Origin of the sequence: Stenotrophomonas sp. GD03777, from assembly GCF_029842485.1 — a bacterium.
Taxonomy (GTDB): domain Bacteria; phylum Pseudomonadota; class Gammaproteobacteria; order Xanthomonadales; family Xanthomonadaceae; genus Stenotrophomonas; species Stenotrophomonas sepilia.
In genome coordinates, this window is sequence record NZ_JAOCGL010000001.1 from 71,361 (window position 1) to 95,259 (window position 23,899).

General features: G+C 58.5%; 15 protein-coding genes and 3 pseudogenes. 10 read left to right on the forward strand and 8 right to left on the reverse strand.

Annotated features, from left to right (window positions below):
• Positions 1-421: 421 nt before the first annotated feature.
• The 5 genes from N5E02_RS00350 to N5E02_RS00370 are packed head-to-tail and all read left to right on the forward strand — an operon-like array spanning position 422 to position 4,003.
• A complete protein-coding gene (locus N5E02_RS00350) occupies positions 422-1,426 on the forward strand; it encodes a virulence factor TspB C-terminal domain-related protein (RefSeq protein ID WP_279945677.1) in 1,005 nt (334 codons plus the stop codon).
• Complete coding sequence (locus N5E02_RS00355) at positions 1,426-1,746, forward strand: DUF2523 family protein (RefSeq protein WP_279945678.1); 321 nt, start codon at positions 1,426-1,428, stop codon at positions 1,744-1,746. Before N5E02_RS00350 ends, N5E02_RS00355 begins: the two co-directional genes overlap by 1 nt.
• A complete protein-coding gene (locus N5E02_RS00360) occupies positions 1,743-2,930 on the forward strand; it encodes a zonular occludens toxin domain-containing protein (RefSeq protein WP_279945679.1) in 1,188 nt (395 codons plus the stop codon). Before N5E02_RS00355 ends, N5E02_RS00360 begins: the two co-directional genes overlap by 4 nt.
• On the forward strand, positions 2,927-3,568 hold the full coding sequence (locus tag N5E02_RS00365) for a TraX family protein (RefSeq protein WP_279945680.1): 642 nt from the start codon (positions 2,927-2,929) through the stop codon (positions 3,566-3,568). The genes N5E02_RS00360 and N5E02_RS00365 overlap by 4 nt, the downstream gene beginning before the upstream one ends.
• Positions 3,569-3,577: 9 nt before the next feature.
• Positions 3,578-4,003 (forward strand): hypothetical protein, encoded by a 426-nt coding sequence (locus N5E02_RS00370; RefSeq protein ID WP_279945681.1) that lies wholly within the window; start codon positions 3,578-3,580, stop codon positions 4,001-4,003.
• 36 nt (positions 4,004-4,039) lie between these two features.
• Here the strand turns inward: N5E02_RS00370 and N5E02_RS00375 are convergent, their stop codons facing one another.
• Complete coding sequence (locus tag N5E02_RS00375; RefSeq protein WP_345782197.1) at positions 4,040-4,468, reverse strand: DUF3653 domain-containing protein; 429 nt, start codon at positions 4,466-4,468, stop codon at positions 4,040-4,042.
• 258 nt (positions 4,469-4,726) lie between these two features.
• Between N5E02_RS00375 and N5E02_RS00380 the strand changes: the two genes are divergently transcribed.
• The 4 genes from N5E02_RS00380 to N5E02_RS00395 are packed head-to-tail and all read left to right on the forward strand — an operon-like array spanning position 4,727 to position 10,177.
• Positions 4,727-5,839 (forward strand): site-specific integrase, encoded by a 1,113-nt coding sequence (locus N5E02_RS00380; RefSeq protein WP_279945683.1) that lies wholly within the window; start codon positions 4,727-4,729, stop codon positions 5,837-5,839.
• A gap of 27 nt (positions 5,840-5,866) precedes the next feature.
• Positions 5,867-7,375: a site-specific integrase gene (locus tag N5E02_RS00385; RefSeq protein WP_279945707.1), complete on the forward strand. Its 1,509-nt coding sequence runs from the start codon at positions 5,867-5,869 to the stop codon at positions 7,373-7,375.
• Entirely contained in the window at positions 7,372-9,708 is a 2,337-nt protein-coding gene (locus N5E02_RS00390) for a hypothetical protein (RefSeq protein WP_279945684.1), read from the forward strand. Before N5E02_RS00385 ends, N5E02_RS00390 begins: the two co-directional genes overlap by 4 nt.
• Positions 9,698-10,177 (forward strand): hypothetical protein, encoded by a 480-nt coding sequence (locus N5E02_RS00395; RefSeq protein WP_279945685.1) that lies wholly within the window; start codon positions 9,698-9,700, stop codon positions 10,175-10,177. The genes N5E02_RS00390 and N5E02_RS00395 overlap by 11 nt, the downstream gene beginning before the upstream one ends.
• A 47-nt stretch (positions 10,178-10,224) precedes the next feature.
• On the opposite strand, the gene N5E02_RS00400 is transcribed toward N5E02_RS00395, so the two are convergent.
• The 6 genes and pseudogenes from N5E02_RS00400 to N5E02_RS00425 form a co-directional block, all read right to left on the reverse strand.
• Positions 10,225-13,500 (reverse strand): DEAD/DEAH box helicase family protein, encoded by a 3,276-nt coding sequence (locus N5E02_RS00400; protein ID WP_279945686.1) that lies wholly within the window; start codon positions 13,498-13,500, stop codon positions 10,225-10,227.
• Between the two features lie 58 nt (positions 13,501-13,558).
• Positions 13,559-13,953: pseudogene (locus N5E02_RS00405) on the reverse strand (transposase); the annotation flags it as partial.
• A gap of 50 nt (positions 13,954-14,003) precedes the next feature.
• A pseudogene (locus N5E02_RS00410) lies at positions 14,004-14,173 on the reverse strand (Tn3 family transposase); the annotation flags it as partial.
• Positions 14,174-14,213: 40 nt separating this feature from the next.
• On the reverse strand, positions 14,214-14,438 hold the full coding sequence (locus N5E02_RS00415) for a hypothetical protein (protein ID WP_279945687.1): 225 nt from the start codon (positions 14,436-14,438) through the stop codon (positions 14,214-14,216).
• A 29-nt stretch (positions 14,439-14,467) separates the two neighbouring features.
• A complete protein-coding gene (locus N5E02_RS00420) occupies positions 14,468-18,472 on the reverse strand; it encodes an RHS repeat-associated core domain-containing protein (RefSeq protein WP_279945688.1) in 4,005 nt (1,334 codons plus the stop codon).
• 22 nt (positions 18,473-18,494) lie between these two features.
• Entirely contained in the window at positions 18,495-21,143 is a 2,649-nt protein-coding gene (locus N5E02_RS00425; RefSeq protein ID WP_279945689.1) for a sugar-binding protein, read from the reverse strand.
• A gap of 293 nt (positions 21,144-21,436) precedes the next feature.
• Here N5E02_RS00425 and N5E02_RS00430 point away from each other — a divergent pair.
• Positions 21,437-21,812 (forward strand): annotated as a pseudogene (locus N5E02_RS00430) (DNA-binding protein); the annotation flags it as partial.
• A 388-nt stretch (positions 21,813-22,200) separates the two neighbouring features.
• Here the strand turns inward: N5E02_RS00430 and N5E02_RS00435 are convergent.
• On the reverse strand, positions 22,201-22,425 hold the full coding sequence (locus tag N5E02_RS00435) for a helix-turn-helix transcriptional regulator (protein ID WP_279945690.1): 225 nt from the start codon (positions 22,423-22,425) through the stop codon (positions 22,201-22,203).
• Between the last annotated feature and the right edge of the window lie 1,474 nt (positions 22,426-23,899).

Consider the following 23,899-nt stretch of genomic DNA (forward strand, 5'->3'; position numbering starts at 1 on the left):
TGGCCTTCGAGGGGTTGTGATGAGATTTCTTGCCCGTCTTTTCGCATCGGCCATCGTTCGACGGTTGGCCTATCTTGTAGTGGCTTCCGTTGCAGCATGGCTCAGCACCAATGAAGCCAGCGCGCAGGAGAAGGACTGTCGGCTTGACGGTCAGGAATGCTCTGCTGCAGAGGCGGGATCGCAGTGCAACGCATACACTCCACCCGCCGATGCCACTATCCCGAAGGGGGTGACGAGAAAGCAATGCACGATGGATGGGGGGCCCACAAAAGGGCGTTTCTACATGTTGTATTGGGGCAAGAACGCGAACGGCTCGGAGACTGGTCCTTACTCTGGGGGGTACTGGTACTGGACAAATAAGTGCTCTTCTGAGCCATCCAAGACAACGCCGTTCTTTCCGCCCTCTGGATCAGTGCGATGCGTGAGTAATTGCGAGGTCGTCTACAGGCAGAACGCTGACGACACAACGACCTATACCCCTAATGGCAAGGTTTGCGACAAAAAGCCAGACTGCGCCGCGCAGGGAAAGAACATGGTCTGGAACGCGATGCTCGGTGTTTGCCAGCCGGTTGAGCCGGAGTGTCCTCAGGGAAAAGTCCTTGTTGGCAACGCATGCACCGATGAAAAGCCATGCCCTGATGGGATGGCCTTGGTTGCGGGGTCCTGCAAGAAGAAGGATGAAGAGTGTCCGTCCGGCATGGTTCGCAGCCCGCTGGGCAACTGCATTCCTGGCGACGGGCAGTGCGCTACCGGCGAGGTGCGTGGACCTGACGGCACGTGCAAACGCGACAAGGACAATGACGGTGAGCCGGATCCCACTGGCCCCGATGACAACGATTCGTTCTCCGGCGGCGACACGTGCCAATCCCCGCCGTCCTGTAGCGGGTCGCCGATCATGTGCGGTCAGGCGCGCATTCAATGGCGTATTGACTGCAATACGCGTCGCAACAACAACATCAGCGGCGGTCAGTGCTCGCAGGCGGGCATGCCTACCTGTACCGGCGAAAAGTGCAACGCAATGGAATACGCTGGATTGCTCATGCAATGGCGCTCTGCATGTGCTTTGGAAAAGATGGCCGGTGAGAAGCCCGAGACGCCCGGTGGCAGCAAGTCGGATGCGAACGGCAATGGCGTTGCCGACGTGCTTGAAGGGCAGGGTACGCCAGCCAGTACGGGTGATGTCGCGGCCGACGTCGCCAGCGCAAAGAACTGGGGAATCGGCCTTTCCACTGACAGGCTCGACACGAGCAACATGTTTGGCGGTGGTGGAAGCTGCCCTGAGCCCCCTTCGATCACGATCATGGGCAAGACCGTCTCCGCTGGTGATATGCCGTACTTCTGCAATGTCGCCGCGATCCTGCGTGCGCTGATCCTGATTTTCGGCGCCTACACCGCAATTCGAATTCTCATGGGAGCATCTTTCTAATGGGCATGGTCTGGGACTGGATCACGAATGGCGTCAGCCACTTGCTGGGGAAGACGCGTGATGTTGCAGCGGGCCTTGCTGGCAAGGCGCTTGCTACCTTCGGCCTCACAACGGTCACGTTCAATGCCTTGTTGCCCAAGCTGAAAGAGTTTGTCATGCAGTTCATCGGGGGAATTGATGGACCTGCTTGGCAAATGCTCTCGTACTTGGGCGTTGGCATTGCCTTCTCTATGATCTTTTCAGCGCTTACGGTTCGCATGGCATGGAAGATTTTCATTGTGCCAAAGGCCGTTGCCGATCAGCTGGGAGGTGGCTCATGATCTACTGGTACACCGGCCAGCCTGGACACGGCAAAACGCTTCACGCAATCGAGCGGCTGCTTGAGTTCAAGGATCAGGGGCGCATCGTCTACGCCTGCAATATTCGCGAGTTCGACTACGCGAAGACCGGCGTTCTGGAGATGACGCCCGAGCAGTTTCGTGACTGGCCGAGCTTCTTGCCTGATGGCGCCGTTGCGTTGGTCGATGAGGCATACGAACACGGCATGCTTCCTAAGCGTGCGCCGGGCGCCAAGGTTCCGCATCACGTGGAGCAGTTGGCGAAGCATCGCCATCGTGGCTTGGACTTCATTTTTGTCAGCCAGTCTCCCGACAAGCAGTGCGATCAGTTCGTGCATGACCTGATTGAGCGGCATATCCACGTCCGCCGTAGGTTCGGCACCAAGTTCGTCCACCTTCGTGAGTTCGACCGGTTTGAGTCCAGCGCCGAGAAGGCTACGCCGCTGGTCATACGTCGTAAGAAGCTGCCAAAGCGCCCCATGGGGACGTACAAGTCCACTGAGCTTGATACGACGCAGCGCCGCATCCCCTGGTACGTGATTGCATTGCCCTTATTGATTGCACTCGGCATCTTCATGCTCTATCAGGCCTTCTGGCGCATCGACAAACGCGGGGTCAACGCGGACGGCTCTCATCTGCCTACTCCGAATGGCGCGACTGTGCCGCGCGACGGAGCGTCAGCGACGGCGGGCGGCTCAGGTGGCGCCCGTGCCCATCAACCGTTGAAAGAATATGTCGATGGCTACCTGCCACGCGTGCCGTCGCAGCCGTGGAGCGCCCCTGTCTACGACGACAAGCTAAGCCTTCCAAGTGAGCCGCCCCGGCTCTTTTGCATGTCTTCATTGGGCGGAGAGAACGGTCTCGGTCAGCACGATGAGCCGAGTTGCAACTGCGTAACGGAGCAGGGCACGCGCTACGACCTTGATGACCCTACGTGTCGATACATTGCGAGGCGCGGCCAGTACGAGCCTTATCTACCTCGCAGGGAGGATCGATTCGTTGATGCACAGACGCAGATGAATCGCGCAATGCGGGAGATCAACGAGCGGGAAATTCAGGGTGCCACCATCAGCCGCGGTCAGCGTGCGATGGGGAGCTTTCCTGAGTCGCCGCCTATACCGACCAGCACTTACATGACGACTCCGAAGGGGGAGAATCGGCTATGACCAGCGGAGGGCGCGAACTGTTGAAATGGCTCGCTCTGGTGCTGATGACCGGCGACCATGTGTTGAAGGTCTTCGGGCTTGGTTACGTGCCCGTCGTATCTGAGCTGGGCCGGGTGGCGTTTCCTGTTTTCGCCCTGGTGATGGCCTACAACCTCGCCCAGTCTGGTGCCGATTCGGCGAAGTCTGCGCGACGTTTGCTGCTATGGGGTGTCGTCGCGACTCCCGCCGCCGTGCTGGCGTTCGGCGAATGGCTGCCATTGAACGTACTGCTTACGTTCGCAGCTGCGGCCGGCCTCGTTTGGGCAATTGAACGGCGCCGGTGGGTGTTGGTGATCCTGCTAGCTGTTCTGGCCCCTATGGTGCTGGACTACGCGTGGCCGGGTGTATGGCTCGTTCTGTCGGGCTGGGGGTGGTACAGAGGGCAGGGCAGGCATCCGTGGCCGGTGTGGTGCTGCATGGGCCTCGTCTGCCTATACAACGGCAATGCCTGGGCATTGCTCGCCATTCCAGCGCTCCGCCTTGGCTATCTCAACGTGCCAGTCCCGCGCTCTGGGAAACTGTTCTATGGCTACTACGTGGGACATTTGGCGTTTTTGGGTGCCGTGGTAGGCTGCGCAGGGATTGGCATAGCTACTTAGGGGGGGGGTATGGATATCCGTGTCGTTTTTTGTGTTGTGTTGCTGGCGCTTTCACCAGCCGCTACCGCTCAGCTTCAGTCGGCGGTCGGGCCCAGACCCAAGCCATTGGCTGCTGCACCCAGGGCTGCTCATAACTCAATGTCTAAGACCACCACGCCTTTCAACTGCCAAGAATTGGCGTGGCCGAATCATCCCCACCCAGGCATGAAGGCGTACTGCGAGCGCCTTGAGGCCCGCACGCTTTCAGATGAGGCGCATCGTGCCGGTCGCCCCGGACCTTCCGACAGCGTGATCGGCCTTCCATCTCTTGGCTCCGAAGCTTCCAAGCGTTCCGGATTCGCCTGCATCGGCGGCCAAGCTTTCCGCAAGCTGTCCAACGGCTGGGCGCAGGTATCTTCGCCTGCGGGTGGTTGGCAGCGCTGCCGGGAGCAATGATGTGGGGTGTAGGGGCAGCGCCCCTACGGAAGCGCCTTACACGCGCTGGCGAGGCTTCGGCCCCGGTATCGGCAGGACACCTGCAGGTGGTTCGGCGTCGGGACCAGCCAACACCCTGGACAACCGCTCTTGCCGCCGCGCCATAAGGGTGGCCACCTCGATCACCTCAGCCGGCACTGCAGGAAAGGTGTTTCGGGCGGCCCTAGTGCTGCAACGGTTTCGAGGGTGTCCCGATCGAGCATCACCGCGAAGTTCGCCCATCATCCGGCGCCATTCCTGTGCCTGCGCAGCGGTGAGCGACAGCCAGGCCAGATCCTGCGGTTCCAACTCGCGGCCTTCGGGAGTGACCAGTCTGCCAGCCTTAAACGAAAAACCGGCCCAAGGGCCGGTTAGGTTCCGATCACGCACAATCAGGCTCCATGCCGCAACAGGGACAGGGGGCGAGGCAAAAGCCGTGCCAGCCACCCCCGCAGCATCTTGAACATAATATACATTATGCGAAATTCTGGTACTTTACAGGGTGTTGCGTAGATGGCGCAACCTTCAGTCTTGTGTATGCAACACAACCCTGTTTAATGGTACATATGGCGCTGCTTCCTCAACGGGAAACAGCCCTTGCTCAATGTGCTTGATGACCCTCAGGTTCCAGCCCCATTGCGAGGTGTTCTACTCGTTGACAATGCTCAAAGACTGCCGCGGTACTGGGCTATCGTATGGTCATTGATGTCTAGCCATGACCTCGCCGAATCCAGTCAGGTAAAGAAGCTTCGCTACATCGAAAACTTGTACGTGCACGCGGACCGTCAGCTCGGAGTCAATGCGCTGGATGATGCCCTTGTTCGACTTGATGATGTCGTGCTCGCCGAGATTCTTGAGTCTTGGTTCATCTCAATTCGCAACCAGGCGTTCGTTGGTCCGGCTGACGAATCACGTTGGCGCACCGGCCTAGCATTTGTCGATTCGGTGGTCACGTGGCTGTCTAAGTCAACGTTACCAACAGGCCGGCTCCAGCAGATTGAGGCTCGCCTCCATCGTCTTTCCCACTTGTATGGTCAGCTCCATGTGCGCAAGAGCCGCCAGCAGAGCCAGATTCGTTCATTGCCGGCCAGCGTGATCAAAGCCCTGTACGAGATGCTAGATCCTGCATCGACTACCAATCCCTTTGTACGGCAACACACTCGCTGGCTCGCCTTTGTTGCCTTCTTGGTGATGCTGCATCAAGGCCTTCGGCGCGGCGAGCTCCTGTCGCTTACTGCAGACGTGATCAAGGATGGATTCGATGAGCGGCGGCAAAGGTCGCGATTCTGGATGAACGTGCGATCGAGCCCATACTCCGATAGCGGCGACGACCCGAGGTACTCGAAGCCCAGCATCAAGTCGGCGCACTCTGTGCGTCAATTGCCGGTAAGTGGCGCTATCGCGGAGCTGATACAGACCTATGTTGAGAATCATCGAGGCAGGCCTGGTCACGCTTTTCTGCTGAACACTCAGCAAAACAGCCCTATGTCTACTGAATCATTGACAAAGATGTTTCTCGCAATTTCAGCAAAGTTACCCGCCTCCGCTATCAGGGAACTGAAAGAGCGATGTGGGAGGGAGTCTGTAACCCCCCACGACCTTCGCCACACCTGCGCCGTAGTGCGGCTGAACCAGCTGCTCCACCGAGGAGATTCCATGGATGAAGCGCTCCAAAAGCTTCGGGCATTCTTTGGCTGGTCGCGAGAATCACAGATGCCAGTTCGCTATGCGCGGGCGGTCTTTGAAGACCGTCTGTCGTCGGTATGGAACAATGAGTTCGACGAGCGAGTCGAAGTCCTCAGAGCAATTCCTTCCTGAATTCCACCGCTGGATAGGAAAGTGAACATGCGACGTCTTCATTGCCCTGGCCTTGACTGGTCTAGTTTGCGTCAAGTAGTTGCACAGGTTCCTCCTCTACCTCCCGTGATTAGATACTACGACGATTTTGATGACACGCTTCGCTCGATTCGTGATCCTGCTGCAGCTAGTCGCTTCGAAGTTCATGCGAATGGAAGTGTCATCAACCTCGATTTCAGTTCAGTCCATGAGGTATTTGGAGAGCTGCTAAAGCACGTTTTTCTCCGCATGGTTGGAGATGGGGCCGCGCCCAGGACGGCTGCACAGTACGTCCTAGGCGCGAAGCACCTGGAGCAAGAAGATATCGCCGAACTGCTGGGCGCTAGGCCCACAGGAATTTCAGCTCTTTGGACCATCCTTCTCGCCAAAGAACTGCCTCCCGACGGCTACTCCTGCGCAAAATCGGTCCTAAAGTTGCTTTGTAAGCATCGAATCAATGACTGGTCCGACGCCTACCATGAACTAGTATCTGCCCTACCCCTCCCCTTCAGCGACAAGTACGCCGCCGTAAGATCAGGAGAAGCCTTCATCTCAGCAAACGATGAAGCTGCGGTAGTTCGATTTCTTGATGACGCGACGAACAAATGTAGACGGTCGCTGCTTCCTCTCAAAGAATTGCAGGACGCGGCCATGTTGCTTTGTGCCTACCAATTTGCAATGCGGCCAATTCAGGTTGCAATGCTGACCTTCCGAGACCTGAAAGTTCGCCTGGATGCTGACGAGCTTCTCGCTACCGTTCACGTGACCTTTCGCATGGCTAAACAGCGCAGCTCCGGCGCCTCTAAGCCACTACTCAGGAGAGTAAAGCGGGAGTGGACCCCGCTTTTCGTCGAGACTGATCGGCACTTTCGGGTCAGTGGCGATGATGTGAATGCCAGGGTGTTCGGCGCTGTATCTGCTAATGAAGCAAGTCGCCGCATCAGCTCGTTACTTCGCAATTTGCTCGGGCAGGATGTGACCGCTGTCAATCTACGCCACACAGCTGCTCAGCGCCTCGTTGATGCGGGGGCTAGTCAGGAGGAGCTAGCTGAGTTCCTTGGGCATACGGACATAACTACCGCGCTCGTGTACTACGAAACTTCGGCCAACCAAGCTGAGCGTGTAAACAAAGCACTTGGAATCTCTGACATCTATCAGCGCGTGGCGCGCATCGCGCACGACCGCTTCATTGACGCCGAGGAACTGGCGCAGCTAAAGGAATCCCAGCAGATAGGAGGAGCGCCACATGGAGTGCCAATAGCTGGAATCGGAGGGTGCAGCTCAGATCAAGTTGCGTGCCCCTACAATCCGATCCTGTCATGCTACGGCTGCAGAAAATTCATGCCGATATACGACTCTCAGATCCACGCAAGAGTCTTAGAAGACTTCCGGTCCGTGGTGCGATTCTTTCATGACTCATCTCGTGGTGAGGGGGCGTCTGCGGCCTATCTGCAGCTCGAGAGAACTGTTGTCGCAGTTCAGGCAGTGTTGAGCGAGCTCGAAGGTTCGCCGTCATGAACCCCCATTACGAGGCTTTTATTCATTTCGCCAAGAGGCTGGCTTCAACGCATGAAGTCGCCTGGGATATTCCACTGGACCAAGCTGGCACGGCGATCAAAGGGCATGAGTGGGACCTCACAGCGCTGGCAGGAGGCGTTGCTCCAAAGCATCGCTTGCGACACTTCAGTGCCGAACCGCCTGCACTTGATGCGCTCAATGCCGCCCGCACTTCAAGCGGACTGCCATCTCTCCCTGGTCATACGCTGTCGCAGGCATGGCAGGACCTCATCAAAGCAGCAGTCATTGACCAACTCTATGTTCGTCGCAACTCCTTCGGTCATGTCGCCAACAATGTGGTGCGCCCCTTGCGGGTGATCGCTACGTGTGCGGCAGGCGTAGAGCCATGGAGCGTGACGCGCGATGAGCTAGCTCTAGCAATTAGTGTGGCGAATGGCATGCAGGCATCGGGGAAGCTTGGAGATCTGATCGCGGGGCTGATCAAGGTTTTGTTTGATGCCAATCACTTGGCGGATGTGGGGCCGCTCTACCCTGCCCTGGCCACTTCACGACTGCAGCCTAGAGCCACTAGACGGTCCAAATTCCTGAAGTCTTATGAGGAGATTCGGGACAACCTGGAAGATCGAAAGCGCTCTGAGCGTCTGCCTGAGCGTCGCGCTTTCTGGGAGTTGGTGCGAATCGTAATGACTGAGCAACCCCGAACCTTTGTAGACGAACTTCGCTTTGCAGCGATTCGCATTATGATCTTGACGGGATTCAGAATTGGAGAAGCCTCACTTTTGCCTGCTGCGTGGCGGACGGACCGACACTACTACGACTCAAGGCAGCGACCTGCAGGAGAGTTGGGAGGCTATTCCCAGTCGCTCATGATTCGACACTTTGCCGAGAAGCAGCAGGCGAACGGTGCCGGTGGCAGTTTGCTGATCGACAAGACTCACTATGTTCCGCGAATGTTCGAGGAAATTGTGAGCGAGACACTAGTCCGCGCTGCGGCGATCACTACCCCTCTGCGCAGTACACTTAAAAGGCAAACTGAAACAGCGCGAATTATGCCTGACTTTGCGCTAAGTGAGCTCGTCCCGGTTACGGAGATTTACACCCGCGTCACAGGTAACGCTTTCTGGCTAGACATTAGCGAGGAAGAGAAACGGACTTGGATACAAGCGTGTCGGAAGGACTACTCATCCCAAAGCTTTGATCAACTGCAGAGGATGCAAGAGCAGAGACGGCTCAACGGTACTGGCGAGTTGAATGGGGCCGCTCGCATGTATGTTCGTCGCCTGGCAGAGTTCAATGGAAGGCACGGTGGTGCGGTGGTGCTTAGAAGTACTGATGGAGCAGCCATCTCGCTCCACGGCAAGCATGACATAGGCGACATCTTCGTGAGAGTGGGAGAGCTAGAGGCGTACCTCCGTGCTGAAGCTGTGTCCAAGCTACCGGACACCGAGCCCTTCAATCTGCCCGATCGTAGCTTTGCTTCTTGGGAGTTTCTTTTTCTGCATCCAAAGAGATCCTTGGCGGAAGAGCGAAATGGAGGACTCTGCGACGTCACGCGATATGTCTCCGTTGGAAGGCCTGATACACGCTTGGTTGGTTTGTCTCTTGGCGAGCAGAAGTCTCGCGATACGCTGTTCAAACGTTATGGCGAATCTGAAGGAGACAAGGACTTGGTGCTCACATCCCACATGCTGCGCCACTTGCAGAACACCGAGCTATTTCGTCTCGGTGTAGCCGACACCATCATCTCAAAGCGTTTCAACCGTCGCAGCGTGGCTCAAAGCCACGACTACGATCATCGCAGCCTGGCTGAGGAGCTGGATCAGCTGGAAGTTCCTGAAGATGTCGCGATCGCGCTAGGAGAGAAGGCAGTTACGGTCGCGAAGATGATCCAGTACGGAAAAGCCAGCGGGCCAATCGTGGACGAATTCAAGCGCATCCAGAGTACTGAAGGTGACGCCGCAGCGTTCCAGTTCCTGAGGATCGAAGCCGACGGTTTTCATGCAACCCCCTATGGACATTGCTTGAACAGTTTCACTGTCGATCCATGCCCTAAACACCTTGAATGCTTCTCCGGCTGCCGCCATCTTTCGGCAACGAACCTGCCAGAAAACCGCCGACACTTGGAGACGCTTGAGCTCAAGCTCGTCGGGGCCATCGAGACCGCCGAGGCCAGACCGTCTAAGAGCATCGGCCGTACAAACCAGATCGAGCATGCGAAGGAACGGCTAACAGGCGTGCGCAGGCTACTGGCAACTAAGCCCGGCGAAAGGCCATTTCCGGATGGTCCCGATCTCTCGCTTCCACGTCGCAAGGGGGTCATGGATGAGTACTGATCTGTTGCAACAGGCTGTGTCCGATCCGGATCCGGAAATGCGCCAGGTGCTGGACGATCTTCTTGCTCGCGATGCAGACATTACCGCTCGTGCGGTCGCGCGTTTGCACCCGCGGATCAATGCTGCGTCGTCAGTTACCCGGAGCCCAGAGCGGAGTCGTATGCTTGCGCAGTATCAGGAGCGGCAAGCCGAGTACCGTCGTTGGCGTGGCCGGACCGGCAAGCTCTCTGGTGCCTCTGCGGCAAACGCGTTGGCTGATCGCGATGTTCGAATTCTGGAGCTCGAGTCGCAGGTGGCCATGCTAACTGCATCCCACGTTGCCATGATTCGCGCGGTTGGCGAACTCGGTGGCTTCAGCAAGTGGGCGCAGTTCTACGAGTCGTACAGCAGTGTCAGGGATCGTCTGGAACAGATGGGAGCCGTGCCGGGTGCGAACGTGGAGCTGCTTGCGCCGCGCAGGTCAAAGTAGCGCCCTGCCCAGCTTTCGCTTGTTAGATAGTTGCAGTTTCCAGAGCGCTACATGCTACACACGATATCCAAGTCGCAGCCAATCGTCTCTTTCAAGTACGCAGCAGCGGATGCTAGAACCATGTTCTGATCATCACTTCGTGCCGCCGCAGAAATGCCGGGCTGAACAACCAGAACCTCTACCTCAACTGGCTTGAATCGGCTTGCACGCACAATACGATTCAGGTCAACGGCGCCCCCCTCCAAGAACCGGGTTAGTCGATTCTCAAGCCTCAGCCGATCCTCGCGATGCAGGAGGTGCTTGCCGAGATCAGCGAATCGCCATTTCCACTTTGCGGAACGTATGGCCTGCGAACACACTTCCACGACGTCTTTAATTCGCTCACCCGCCGCAGCATTGCCCGAGAACTTGCAGTGTATCAATGCCAAGCGGATCGAATCGTCCTCCTCCTTCAAGCAAACCAGATCTGCCGCCTCACCGGCAGCGTCATCGTCGAAAACGACTTCGAAGCCGCCATCAATAAAGTGTCGTGCCGCTTTCCATTGGATGGAATCTTGGCGCAGCGCCCCGTTCTTCCACATCGACTCCTTCGTGATATCAACACCAGTCCAATCCCAAGATTCGAACCGCGAGTCGTCGATCACCAGATGGCGTGGATCTTGGGGGCGAATCAAAAGGTTGCCGTCCAGCTCGCACAAGTCTACGAATCGAAGTAGTGGCGGGCACTCGCATAGATACGCATCCAGCGCCAGGGTCCGGCGGCCGACGCTGATCAGGATTTGGTCGCCATCGGTCTGTGCCACGCTATAGCCGGTTCTGCCTCCGACTGAAAGGACTAACTTTGCCAGTGGCTCCTGATCATCCGTCCTGATGGAAAAATAGACATCGTTCCCTTGGGTGCCGTCGTAATCGATGTCCACAAGGTACAGCGGCCAGCTATCAGCCGGCTCCGCATTCGTTGCCAACACCACCCGCTCTTCGGCCATTGCCAAAAGTTCTGCAGGCCACTCCAAGGAGAGGATGACCTTATCTGGCGGCAGGCCGGTCACCTCCTCTGGAATAAGGACGTTAGCAATGATCGTGGCGACGTCAATACTGTCATCCAACAGCTTCGTACCCATGGCTTTGCACCAATTGACCAATGCGGGCACTGTTCCTTGCTCACGCGACCAGACCCTGCCCTTGTAAGAGCAGCCGACCGAAACCTTTGCTCCTGCCTCCCAGCCAATGCCGCTAACGTTGTTCTTGACCGAGCCCTGGCGCTCGGTCATTCCCAAGGCTTGGGCAACATCGCCACCGGTGTACATTGCAAAGCTGAGGTTGCGCCGACCGTGCTTCTTGACTCCCATGCTTTGGAACACCAAGCGATTGATGTGCCCCAGTACCCGAAACATGTTCTCGCCCGAAATAAGCTCTGACTCGCCACTGACTGCTTCGGCCAACTCGCCAAACAAGGAGCTATGGTCGGTAGACGATAGAAAGAGTAGCCCCATGGAAGGATCATAGTGGAGGACGAAAAGAGCCCATTCCCGATCGCGCACACCTTTGGACTGCGTCCAACGCACGCGGGGTTCGGTTCGCGTTACGAAGTACAGTGTTTGGGAGGCGTGATGTAGCCAAACTGCGTGCACGTGACGCGCTTCGGCAAGACCGGAATGGAAGCGCTCCGGGAGGAACCTGGGGACGCGATATACCGCCGTGCTGAATACTGGGCGTAGTAGTTGTTGAGAAATGGCTACATTGAATTCGTCCGTATCGTCAAGCCGCTGGGAGGTCTGCAGGAACTCGACTAGCTCGGCGTGGTCTCGTGCGGCCTGTGAACTCAGCTCGCTGAGTATCTGATTCCAGTCTGCGTCCTCACTATAGAGCCTCTCAAGCGCATGGGCAGCACCGGGATCTGCGAGATTGGCCAATGCAGTCGCCTCACCGATGCGAGCGCCCGCCACTCGGGTAAATCGGCCAACGAACTGCAATAGAATGGCTAAGCTTCGGTGCATGTCGTGGATGGCAGCGACCTTGAGCTGCGGCAGATCAAAGCCTTCGCCGAGCATGTCCACGCACACTACTATTCGGGCCTGCCCCGCTCGCAATGCCGCCAAGCGCACTGCGGCTTCGGGCTCGTCCGAGTGGATCAGCACGGGGCGGAGGTCGGGTGCAAGGTTGTGGTAGATCTGGTAGACCGTCGCGGCGCGACCAATGCTGGCACAGCGCGCCATCATTAAATGATCAAGGCCTTCGCCAAGATCCTGCCGAAGTTGATGAACGGCGGCCGCGGCCAGGGCGTGGTCAGAACGGGTAGTGCCGCCGACCTCATGGATTGGTTCAAACCGTATGCGCTTGAAATAGCCATCACGCTGAGCGGACGCAAGGGAGTAGTTGAATATGACGCGGCCGTCGACAAGTTGGCCATCACGACGGAACGGGGTTGCAGTGAACTGCAAAATGGGTACGGACTGAAACGCGGTTTTCAGCCTGTTCCAGTTGGTGGCTGCGACGTGGTGCGCCTCGTCCAGTATCAGCGCCTTGCATCGTTGCGCAATCGTCGCGAGCAATTGCGTATCAACTCCCACCCCTACTGTATGGATGGTAGCAACAATCACATTGCACTCGTTGAACAGTTCCAGATCGGCCACACTCGTGGGCCGCTTTGTCATGATGCCGACGATTGGATTGGGTACGTCATGGGGCAGCACGCCCAGCGCTCTCAGCAGGCCGAATGCCAGGAATTTATTGGCTGTCTGCTTACGCAGCAGGTCCCACGGAACAACAACCAGAATCGGATTCCGCGCATAGGCCGCCAGCGTTGCGAGCATCGTTTCGGTTTTGCCGGTGCCGGTGGGCATTACCACCGTGGCTGGTCGCAGGTCCAGGCTCCAGTGCGCGCCGATCGCATGGAGCGCGCCTAGCTGCGGAGGGCGCAGTCCTGCCTCGCCTGGATCCTCGCCGTCGTCGCGCTGGCGAACCTCGGCACGGAACGCGAGTCGGCCATTCCATTTAGCCGCAATACGGCGGGATTGTTCATGCCAGCCTACTCGCGTAGCTTCTTGGACAAATTGCTCAATCAAGCGATGCGACACCCACGAAAAGGCTCCGTCGCGTTCGCGCAAGACACCGTCTGCGCCATCTGGAATCACCACGCCGCTCCGGCTGGTGACAACTATTCGTTCTCCGGTGTCCAGCTCCCAGAGCGGTTGCTCGACTCGAGGAGATATCTTCACAGAGGTAACGGCGCGTACGACGACATCTGCAGCCGGACGTAGTTGGTGGCGCACAGTACCTGCCGCGTGCCGACGCTCCACAATCAAGGGTGGTAAATGGATCATCCTTATTCCTCTGACGCGCTCTAATGGTGCCTCCCCGGCGATAGCGTGCCACAGCCTGCCTGGGTTCGTAACGCGGCGCGCTGGCGCTCATGCGTGCAACGAACAGCGCACGCCGCTCGCTCAGTCCTTTCTCGACCATGCTCCGCACCAGCAACCTGCGCGCCGGTGCGGTCACCACTTTTTTCGCAACTCATCCTTGATGATGTCGTTCTCGAAAACCTGCTCGGCCAGCAGCTCCCTCAGCCGTGTGTTCTCCGCCTCCAGGTCCTTGAGCCGCTTGGCGTCGGGCACGCTCATGCCACCGAACTTGCCACGCCACAGGTAGTACGAGGCCTCGCTGAAGCCATGCTGGCGGCACAGGTCCTTGATCGGCATGCCCGCCTCGGCTTCGCGCAATAAGCCGATGATCTGTTCTTCGGAAAAGCGATTCTTCACGTCCAGTCTCCTTGTCATTGAGGATTGGACTCCAAACCGCCGCGCTACTCAATCTCGGGGGGACGTCGCCCGAACAATGCCTGGATGTTCTTATAGGCCATACTTGGTCCGAGCCGGAAGAATGCCAGATGCTTGATATTTCGGAGTCTGGGCATCAACTGGATACCCAGCATGAGGGCCAGCCGAAGACCGGGTAGCTTTGAGCTTGCGTTTCGCCATCGACGATCTCGGGCTGAATAGAGCGGACATCTTCGAAGGCGAAAGTTGAGTACGACGCGCTACTTCAGGTTCGGCCGGTTCACGTAGTCGATCAACCGCTCAAGCTCTTGCCCGTACGCAGAGGGCTCCGAATCAGCGTCGAAGCCCTTTTCGCACAATTCGGCCGCAATCACTTCGATGATCGCTTTGCGGTCGTCCGACGTAACTTGACTACCTGCCAATCGCTCTGCAAGCACAGGTGCAGCATGTCGAGCGGCAAGAACCTTTTCGGCCAAGGACAACATCTGTTGTTCGTTTTTCGTAGTACGCCTAGTCATCGAACCCCCGCTGCGTTTGTTGCCCAGGTGGTAATCACCTTCCCTTGGTGGTTGACGATCACCACGGCATCTTTCCCTGTCATCATGAAGCGCCCGCCACTTTGTCCGGTGATGCTCAGCGGGTTCCTGACTGCATCGAGTATTGCGCCCGGTGCCACACCCACGCCATCGCGAGAGATCGCCCGATTCAGCCCATGCGTAGAGTAACCGGTGATCTTGGAGGGCAGTAGTGCGCCGGCTACTGACTCGGCCTTCAACTGCATCCTTAGGAGGGCTGCATTTGCTAGGCTGCTTGCCGGACCGGCTGCGCCCCTTGCGGCATTGGCTTCGCGTAGTACGACCATGGCAGAGGCGAGCTTGAGACCGCCTGTCGCGGTTGATCCTGCTGGCGAATTCATCAGGGGAACGAAAATTGCTTCCGACACCGCGTCGAGATCGGTCAAGCTTCCTGGTCCGATGAACCAGTTCCGTTCACCGAAGTACTCCGCGAAAGCATCAAACCCGGTCGCCTTGACTGCCTCCGCAGGGGCCGTGGCGTTGGGGTTGTGCTTGGGAACTCCGCCCGGCGTTTGGGGAGCACCACTAAGGTTGGCTCCCGCGAAACCACTGCCATTGCAGATATGAGACCCGGTCATCTGATCGCACGCCCCAGTCGGGTCTGAGAACCGGAACGGGTTGTTGCTGGCGTACCGATAGCGATTGAAATTCGGCCCGCCGGAGCTGCTCGCCGCCAATGGATCGGGAGAGACGAATCTTGCCAACTGTGGATCGTAGTAACGCAACCCCATGTAGACCAACCCGGTATCGGCATCTGCAAGATGACCGGAGTAGCCGGGGATATTTGCAGAAGGTGCCGCATCGACCTCGCCATACGGCGACCAGAAGTGGCGCGTGAGTACTGCTCCATTGGCACCGCTCGTGGCCGCCAAGCTATTGAGCGCGTCATGATGCAGGTAAGTGAGCTTTGTACCGGCGGGAGAATTGGTACGAATCGCCAGCAGCCGCTTGCCGAGGTAGACGTAGTCGGAAGTTTCCCCGTCCTGGGTGGATTCGATCAGTTCCCCGCCCACCAAGTAGTGCCAAGTGCGGTCCAGATCACCTGCCAAGAGAGCCAATTCACTGCCTCCGCGTCCTGGGATGGAGTTATCCCAGCCATGGGTCCCGGTGATGGGGGGGGCGCCCAATCCGGGTGGGCTCTCTGATGGCGACGAAGCTGATGCTGATGCGTAGGCACGGAGTCCTGCTCCGTCATAGTAGTACTTCTGCGCCCCTCCCACAGAACGCAGCTGACCGCCCATGTCGTAGGTGAGCTTCTGGCCGTTGCGCACCGCCAGATTGCCGGCGCTGTCATAGGAGAAGCCAGACACGCCATTGCCACTTGGATCACGCAACAGCTCCAGACGATTGCGGGCGTCGTAGTGGAACGTGCGCTCGCGCTTGCCGGGCAATCGCATCGAGACGATGTTGTCCAGCGTGTCATAGCCGAACGTGTACTGCCCATTGCCGCCATAGGCTGAAGCGCTGGCTTGAACCAGTCGATCAAGGCGATCGTAGCCCAGGCTGATTGTCCCAGGATCACCGCGCACGCCATCGCGGATCTGGGTGATGTTTCCCGCCGCGTCATAGCTGTAGTTCAGATCGACCACACCACCGTCGACGACGCGACCGGTCAGTTGACGCGCGTTCTCAGTCACGCTACGAACGATGCCATTGCCGTAGGTAAGCGCGATGGCTTCGCCGCTGGGAGCGTAGACGATGTTGCTGGCGAGCACCGCACCACTACCGTCCTGCAACCGCACCGGCTGACCCAAGGCGTTCACGGATTGCCGGACTGAGTAGCCATCGGGATAGTCGGTGCGGATGTGCTGTCCCAGCGAGTCGTAGCCGAAGGCCAAGGTTCTCACGCCCGCATTGCCCACGACACGGCTCTGACTGGCCAACGCCCCGAGTGAGTTGTAGGTGCGGGTGGTAACCACCGGCACCCGGTCCTGATTGAAGACCCGTTCGCTCTTCAGCTGACCGGTAGGGGTGTACTCCAGCTGCTGATCACCCAGGCCATCAGGATAGACAACGGCCTGGAGGCGATTGCTGGAATCGTAGTTGCGGGAAATGCGACGAGCAGCAATCTGCGGTGACTCACGATCACATGCCGTCAGGCTGGGCAAATCGAGTCCTGTTGCACTCCAAGCAATGTTTCCGGCCGCATCGTAGCCAAGCACGGTCGCCCCTGTTTCTGGCTCGATGACCTTGCACAGCCGGAGGTTGTCGTCATAGACGTATCGCCGGGCCACGGTTGGGGCCGGATTGTCAGGATTGACGGGCGCCGTAGGCGCGGCCTTTGCGGTGGCCACCGTCTGGGCAATCACATCGCCGGCGACCGAAAGCGTGAATCGATTCGTACCCGCGCCAATCGGTACAACGAGGGAACCGTTCGCACCACTGCCCACCACGGCACCACCATCACGCTTGAGTTCTGCGCGCGCATCCGTGGCCGACCAGGCCAGGGTGACGTTACAGGTCTGCGCGCCCGATGCAATCTGGCACATCGCCGGGGCCACCGATACCGTGCCGCTGGGCGCTGCCGGAACGGTGAAGACTCCCGAGCCGCCAATGACGTTGTTAGGCTGACCCACGGGAGAGATGCCATGGACATGGATCGATTGCCCGGCGCGTTGACGCCGCTGCTCGTTGCTCATCGGGATCGAGAAGCGGTGATTGCCCCCCGCCTTGCACGAGGCAGCCACGGCAGGCTCGCTGGCCTGATCGGCCTTGCCGGTCAGGAAGATCGTGCCGCCATTGCCGAAGGCCCCGCCCGTGTAGACATGAAGATCAATGGAAGCCTCAATGCCCGTCGAGCATGCCCAGCCTCGAATCTGGCCGTCGCTGGTGACGCCATCGACGTTGCCGATGACCTTGGAAGGGGGGCCGTTGACCGTGACCTGAACATTGTCGCTTTCCCGGCCAAACCACTCTTTGCCCTCTTCCAGCAATCGCCATTGGAAGCTGTAGACGCCGGGCAACGGAGGAGCGACCACGTCAAATTCAAAGAACGCTGGCGACTGATAACTTACGTCATTGGGCACCGGCACCCGTGACTTGCCCCAGCGGACATTGTCATTGGGATTCCAGGACCCCAGGGCATAGCCGCCCGCGGCCGACCAGGTGGTATTGCCCGTGTTGACGAATTTGAGCTTGACGCGATAGGTCCGTCCCGCCTCCATGCTGGTCGGGACCTCTTGCTCATACATGACGCCGCGATTGAGCCTTCCTGTTGTCTCAAAGGTCTGCTCGTTACTGGTGCCTCCGAAGCGAACACCGTTGCGGTTCATCTGCCACTGAACCGTGCTCGGTCCGTTGTCAGTGGCCGCCGTTCCCTTGAAGGAGAAGGTCGCTGTGCCACCTGGCGCCACGTCATGGGGAACGGCCATCTCGGCAATTCCCAGCTTCGCAGCGCTGGAAACGTAACGTTCGGCCTGCCCGAGCCGATAGCCATCACTTGCCCGCCACGTCGTATTTCCGGTGTTGCGGAACGTCACCGTGCCACTGAACGGCGTTCCTCGATCGCCCGAACCCGGCCAGCTCGCCGAAACATACTCTGCGCCGTCAAAGGGTGCGGGTGGCGCGGTCACCGTGATCGTAATGACCGGTGAGGTTAGCTCCCGCGTGAACTCATCGCCATTGACATTGCGGATGGCAAAGGCCCTGAAGACATACTGGTAGCTCCCCGGAGAGATGCCATTTTCGGTGTATGTCCCGTTCGGAAGCTGGGAAATCACCTGACCATTGCGTGTGAGCTGGATGCCAGACAGGTACTCTGCCTTCGGTCCTGTGCCTCTGACGCCACTCTTGAACTCCAACTGATAAGTTGCAGGTGCCGTATAGGACCGTTGCGCAGGGCCTGCCAGCTCGATCCAGGCTTGGGCATGTGCTACCTGGCAGAAGAAGGCAAAGAGAAGGCCCAGCACAGCAACCACAGTCATCCGTAGTTTTTCAGCGTTCACGCGTGCCATCCTTGACATATTTTCAGTTGGCGGACTGGGCTACTTCGGTCGTAAGGCCAAATGCGTTGCGTTTGATGCTGACTTTGCTGCCGTCGGCACGAATGATCTGTGCCGGTTTCTCATAGTCCGGCCCCTCAAAGGCATCGAAACGGGTAATGGTCTGATGGCCAAGCGGGTCGACGACAGTGGTCGTGGCATTGTTGCTGTAGCCAATGGTTGTGATCAGCAGGCCCTGCTCGCTGTCTTGGGACGAAGAGGTCTTCCTCCCGAGCGCGTCGTACTCGGTCCAGGTGCCGGTCGCCACAGCGCTATCCCTTGAAGGATAGGAGGTGAACGTCGGACGGCCTTCGGTGTCGTAGCTATTTCTAACCCATCGCTGGGTACCGGTGACGTCGTTGGCATCGTACTCACGGACCAAGCGTGGCTGCCAAAGCGCGTCGAGATAGGTTTCCTGGCGCCGTGCCCCTTGGGCGTTATCGACTCGCCAGTGCCCCGGCGAAAGGCCGTACTCATCGGCCGCGACCTGACGGAACGAGATGGTAGTCTTGGCCCACTGGTTCTCATCGACCGGCGGTTGGACTTCGCGCACGCGGCCCATCGGATCGTGCAGATAGGAAGTAGTCCTTTGTAGCGCGTCCGTGGTGGAAGTGATCCACCCGTTTCCATCTGTCGACATGCGATTGGTGGTGCCATCGGGATTGATGACCAATCGCGGCACGCCGCGATACCAGTCCTGGATCTGCGTCTGGTTCCCCTTTCCGTCACGCACCGTGCTGATCGTGCCATCGGAAGCGTAAACGACGCTCTGCAGCAACGCTCCAGCACGATAGACAGCGTTGGGCTTGGCCATGCTGTCGTACGCGTACTGCGTGGTGACCTTCCCCGATGCGGCTTCCTTGACGCTCAGTACCTGATCTTGGACCCAAGGGCTGGCCGTATCCAAATGCTCTCTGATCTCGGCCTTGGTTCCGGAAGGACCGGTGTAGGTCACCCGCGCCGGACGAGCATTGCGGTTGAAGTCGCTGTAGACCACACGATAGGTATCACCATCCTGAGAGAACTGGCTCTCGCTCAGCGCACTAAGCATACCTGCCAGGAACTGACCCGCTTGGACCCCGATCGAGTGCCCAACCCGCGCCCTGAACGGGCCGGTCTCGGAGCCAAAGGTATAGGTGTAGAACTCGTCCCGCTGTACTTGGCCCGCTGCGTCCAGCGTCTGCTTTTGCAGAAGCTTGCGCTCATTCAGTGCTGGATTTGCGCCATAGCGCTCGCGAATCTGTGTTCCATCCGGTTTGGTCAGGCTGGACCAGCGACCGCTTCCCGGCAACTGCAGGTTGTAGCTTCGCGTGCTGACCATAGAAGGCAGGCCGGGCCCGGTGATGGTGCGCTTCTTCAGGGACCAGGCTTGGTAGTATGGAGGCGTCAGTCCATTGCACGGATCGGAGCGAACAAACAACTCCATTTCAAAGTCGAATACACCTCGAGCACCTGAGGGTGAGACCACCGTCATCTGCGTGGGCGGAGGCTCTTGGCCGGCCCGGATCTCACACCCGCCTTCATCATCGGCTTTGCGGTAGGGAAAGCTGGACTGAAGCCGCCCGCGATGACTGTAGGTCCACGCGGAACCATCGGGAAGTGCCACCTGGGACAAGCCGCCGTCATTGCTGTCGGTGTCGCCTACGTACGTATATCGCCACACGCGCCCATTCGCGGCCACGCTGGTCACCCGGCCGTCGCCGTCGTAGCTCAGGTCAATCCGGCGACCGTCGCTGGACTCGATTTTGGTCAGTTTGTCCCCGTTGTAGCTGTAGGACACCCAGTTTCCATAGCGGTCCTCCACACGCGATGCCAGCAGATAGACCCGCTTACGTCCCACCGAACGATTGGCAGCGCCATCGCTGAACTGAGCCGTCGCATAAGGCCTTTCCACGCCCCAGTCGAAGAAGTACTTCTTTCCATCAGGGGTGTGCCCAACAAACGCCTCGCCCGGATAGCCGTTGCGCGTTGCGGCCAGACAAGTGAACCGCGCCCTGGAGGCCGTCATCCACTTGGGCGCCTCCAAGCCTGGCGCCGAGGCGTAGGATGGATCGTCAGCAATCAAAAGCTCCTCGCCGTTTCCACCCTGCCACTTCACGTCGATTCCAAAGCCGATGTTGGCATAACCCCATGTCTCCAATAGGAAGGGCGCCTTATTGACCGTACAACGCTGCGTGGTCTGCGCCCCTCGATCGCCCGTGATCCACCCGGCGCCCTTGGTCCATACGCCGGACATGTGGGGGACAACGATTTCCCAGTCGTCGAAGAGCGTCAGCCCTTTGGCCTCGCTATAGCGAAAGCCTCGGTTGACCGCCTCCACTCCAAAGCGCCGGGCGACACTGACAGGAAGATCAAAGTTACCGGGAATGGAGACGTCTTCGACAAAGAACTCGGTGCTGCCGTCGAAACCCGAAGTCCGATCCCCGAACACCTGATCGGCAGAAATGGCGGCAAGCGACTGCGCGCTCTTTACCCGCTTCTCATACTCTTGGTAGTTGAAAATCCCGCTCTGGGCTGAGGCCTCGAATCCGGCCCCGAACGTAAGGGCCACGCCCGCGATGAGCGAGCAAAGCCGCAGGCTGCGATAAGTAGTGCGGGGAGCCTTTCCCTCCCGCCTGTCCCTAGCAGAAATCATGTCCGTTACATCCTTGACTGAAGGTTGGCACGCGACTCAGCTTTTGTTCAGGCCAAGAATTACGCCCCATCCCCTTGGCTTGTCAAGCCCTTCTCTGCGAGGCGCTATTTTGGAAGGCTAGGCAATGCCGATGCCGACCAAGGCCGAACAGCCGGATACCGATGAGCGTGACTGTACGTGCGCTTACGGGTCCTCCTTCCTCGGTTGTCACCACAATGTCCAACCCTCAGGTCGCAGAATTCTCCTGCGCGTTGGGATGGCATCAGCTGGGCACAACGTCAGATGGCGGTAATGAGCTGGAAGGGCAGGACGAGCTACGCATAGGCACCCGCGTCGCGGTCAGCGACGCTCTGCAGGACTTGGTTGCTCGCCTGGCCGAACGGCTGCACGGCGAGGCCGAGGCGGTGATTACCTTGGCGCAAGAGCAATTGCAAGGCGAGCCGCATGAACGCAATCAGGCCCTTGAATAGGCCCGACAAGAGTCTGACAACCTCAGTGCGCAGATTCAAAAGCCATGCGGGCTCCTTGGAGCAGAAGCACGAGCATGCCAGAGAGTCCCTTGAGCACTGCCTTATCTCTGTCAGAGACCAGCGTGAACAGGAACAGCGTCGCGAGGAGCACCAGGTGCAGGAGCTGCAGGTGGCCCTGCGACATGCCAATGAGACCCTGTTCACGCAAGGGGCTATTGAGCCATGAGCGTGGTTCGACACATGCAGTGGCTGGTCCTTGGTCCCGGCCCGGCCGGTGGGACTGCCGCCGCTTAGGCCTCCCGCGCCAACCTGAAACCTGCCGTCATCACCGGCCTTCACCAGGCCGGCTAGCCGGTAATCGCCGCCGAGGTGAGCTACCGACCGGGGTGCCTCTGTTGCTTCAGTTCAATGAAATTGAATACTGAGATTGCCGGGGTGCAATGGTCGCCAAATGGTCGATTGAAGCGCGCCCCACCCTGCCCATTGGCCCCTGGGAGAGGTGGCTGAGTCTGCTCATGGGACGCTGTGCGGGGGCGATAAGTGGAGAGCTGGCCCCAAGTCCGCCCTACCCTCAACTTCCGGTCAGATTAGAGGCCCGCAGCGGCTAGCAGCTCGGATGGCCTGAGGCCTAGCCCATTGGCAAGGCGGACCAAAGTGCCTAGGGCGATGTTCTTCTCGCCACGCTCTATCGCGCTGTAGTACGCCCGATGCATCGATATCGCGTCCGCGAATCGCTCTTGGCTCCAGCCGGACGCCAGTCGGCTGGTTCGAATGGCGGAGCCAAGTCGGAGGGCGAAGTTCTCTTCCTCCATGATGCACAGGATTGGCCCTCGGCTACTTCTATAGCTACCACCTCAAAGGTAGACTACTTATAAGTATCAAAGGTTGAAGCCATGGCGCTGCTTCTAATTGATCCCGATTACGACCTCCTGCTAGATCTGGGCGCCTCGCCTGGCCTGCTTGAGGCTATACAGGAGCAATAGGAGCGCCTCGCCCACGACCCCGAGCGACAGGAATTGGCCGTTCGCATCTCGAGGCGTCTCTTGCCAGTTCTATCGGATTGTCTCGATTGGGACCTGAAGCCTCCTACATCTGCCCAAGTGAGCTATGCCGTATCGATTGCAAGGAGGCTGAATATTGAGATTCCTGCGAAGGCGCTTCAGCGACGCAGCGACATGGGGGCCTTTCTTGATGCCAATACAGACCTCATCATCGGGGCAAAGCGCATTCGCCCGCGACTGAAGGCACCGAAGTCCGCGTGATGTTCAGATAGGCTAACTCAAGCGGCGCCGCTACGGCCCCGATCAAGAGGTGTGGGAGATGCTAACGCTGATTAGGCACGCAGAAAGTTTGGCAAATGCCGGCCTGGCAACGCACGATCCCGCGTCGATTCCCTTGACATCCGCGGGGAAGGTGCAAGCCAGAGAGCTGGCGCAATCTGCGTTCCCGTCCCCACCGATAGCTCTTTGGAGCTCCCCGTACCTGCGGTCACTTCAGACAGCATCACCCACCGCAGAGCGGTTTGGTCTCGATGTCCACCAGCTACCCTTACAGGAGTTCACCTATCTATGCCCTGTCAGGTGTGCGGGAACAACCCCTGCTGAGCGAAAGCAATGGGTGGATGAGTACTGGCGGCGCGGAGACCCAGACTATGTGGATGGGCCGGGTGCCGAATCATTCTCCACGCTGATTAAGAGAGCTTCTGACGGGCTCGAGTCGCTTGATGTGGGGGGTGGTGAAGCCCATGCTATTGCTTTCAGTCATGGGCAGTTTCTGCAGATGATCTACTGGTTAAGCCGGTACAACGGCACGCCGGCATCAACAGCCGGGATGCAAGCCTATCGTGCTCTGGATACGCAAAGACCAATCCGCCACTGCGAAGGTCTTCGGATCAGTCGCCCCAGCAGACTGTCGGTGGCAAACATCGCGCGATGGCTTTCGTAAAAGCGTTGAGCTGCAGTGTCCCTTTGGCATCCGGAAGCCCTTCGAGGAGAAGAAGTAATTCTTCTTGTTCAGATCGCGTCCTCAGGAGTACATCCTAGCTATGAATGATCACCGTGATCCAGGCTCAGTGAAGGCAGGAGACGAAAAAGTCCAATTGCCTTACGACACATGGCTGAAGGAGAAGGTCGCTACTAGTCTGGCGAATACTCGCCCTAATCTTACGCATTCCGAAGTTGAATGCCGGATGGCAAAGCGCCTCCATCAACTTCGGGCTGGAGTAAAACGTCATCCCAAAAGGACCGATGCGGAACCGTAGCCTAGCCAGCGATCCTCTCTCACTGA

Excerpts from the sequence above, each read along its gene's own strand:
- N5E02_RS00400 (WP_279945686.1), bottom strand. The coding sequence starts at position 13,500 with ATGATCCATTTACCACCCTTGATTGTGGAGCGTCGGCACGCGGCAGGT.
- N5E02_RS00395 (WP_279945685.1), top strand. The coding sequence starts at position 9,698 with ATGAGTACTGATCTGTTGCAACAGGCTGTGTCCGATCCGGATCCGGAA.
- N5E02_RS00415 (WP_279945687.1), bottom strand. The coding sequence starts at position 14,438 with ATGTTGTCCTTGGCCGAAAAGGTTCTTGCCGCTCGACATGCTGCACCT.
- N5E02_RS00370 (WP_279945681.1), top strand. The coding sequence starts at position 3,578 with ATGGATATCCGTGTCGTTTTTTGTGTTGTGTTGCTGGCGCTTTCACCA.
- N5E02_RS00390 (WP_279945684.1), top strand. The coding sequence starts at position 7,372 with ATGAACCCCCATTACGAGGCTTTTATTCATTTCGCCAAGAGGCTGGCT.
- N5E02_RS00360 (WP_279945679.1), top strand. The coding sequence starts at position 1,743 with ATGATCTACTGGTACACCGGCCAGCCTGGACACGGCAAAACGCTTCAC.
- N5E02_RS00380 (WP_279945683.1), top strand. The coding sequence starts at position 4,727 with ATGTCTAGCCATGACCTCGCCGAATCCAGTCAGGTAAAGAAGCTTCGC.
- N5E02_RS00435 (WP_279945690.1), bottom strand. The coding sequence starts at position 22,425 with ATGGAGGAAGAGAACTTCGCCCTCCGACTTGGCTCCGCCATTCGAACC.
- N5E02_RS00385 (WP_279945707.1), top strand. The coding sequence starts at position 5,867 with ATGCGACGTCTTCATTGCCCTGGCCTTGACTGGTCTAGTTTGCGTCAA.
- N5E02_RS00365 (WP_279945680.1), top strand. The coding sequence starts at position 2,927 with ATGACCAGCGGAGGGCGCGAACTGTTGAAATGGCTCGCTCTGGTGCTG.
- N5E02_RS00355 (WP_279945678.1), top strand. The coding sequence starts at position 1,426 with ATGGGCATGGTCTGGGACTGGATCACGAATGGCGTCAGCCACTTGCTG.
- N5E02_RS00425 (WP_279945689.1), bottom strand. The coding sequence starts at position 21,143 with ATGATTTCTGCTAGGGACAGGCGGGAGGGAAAGGCTCCCCGCACTACT.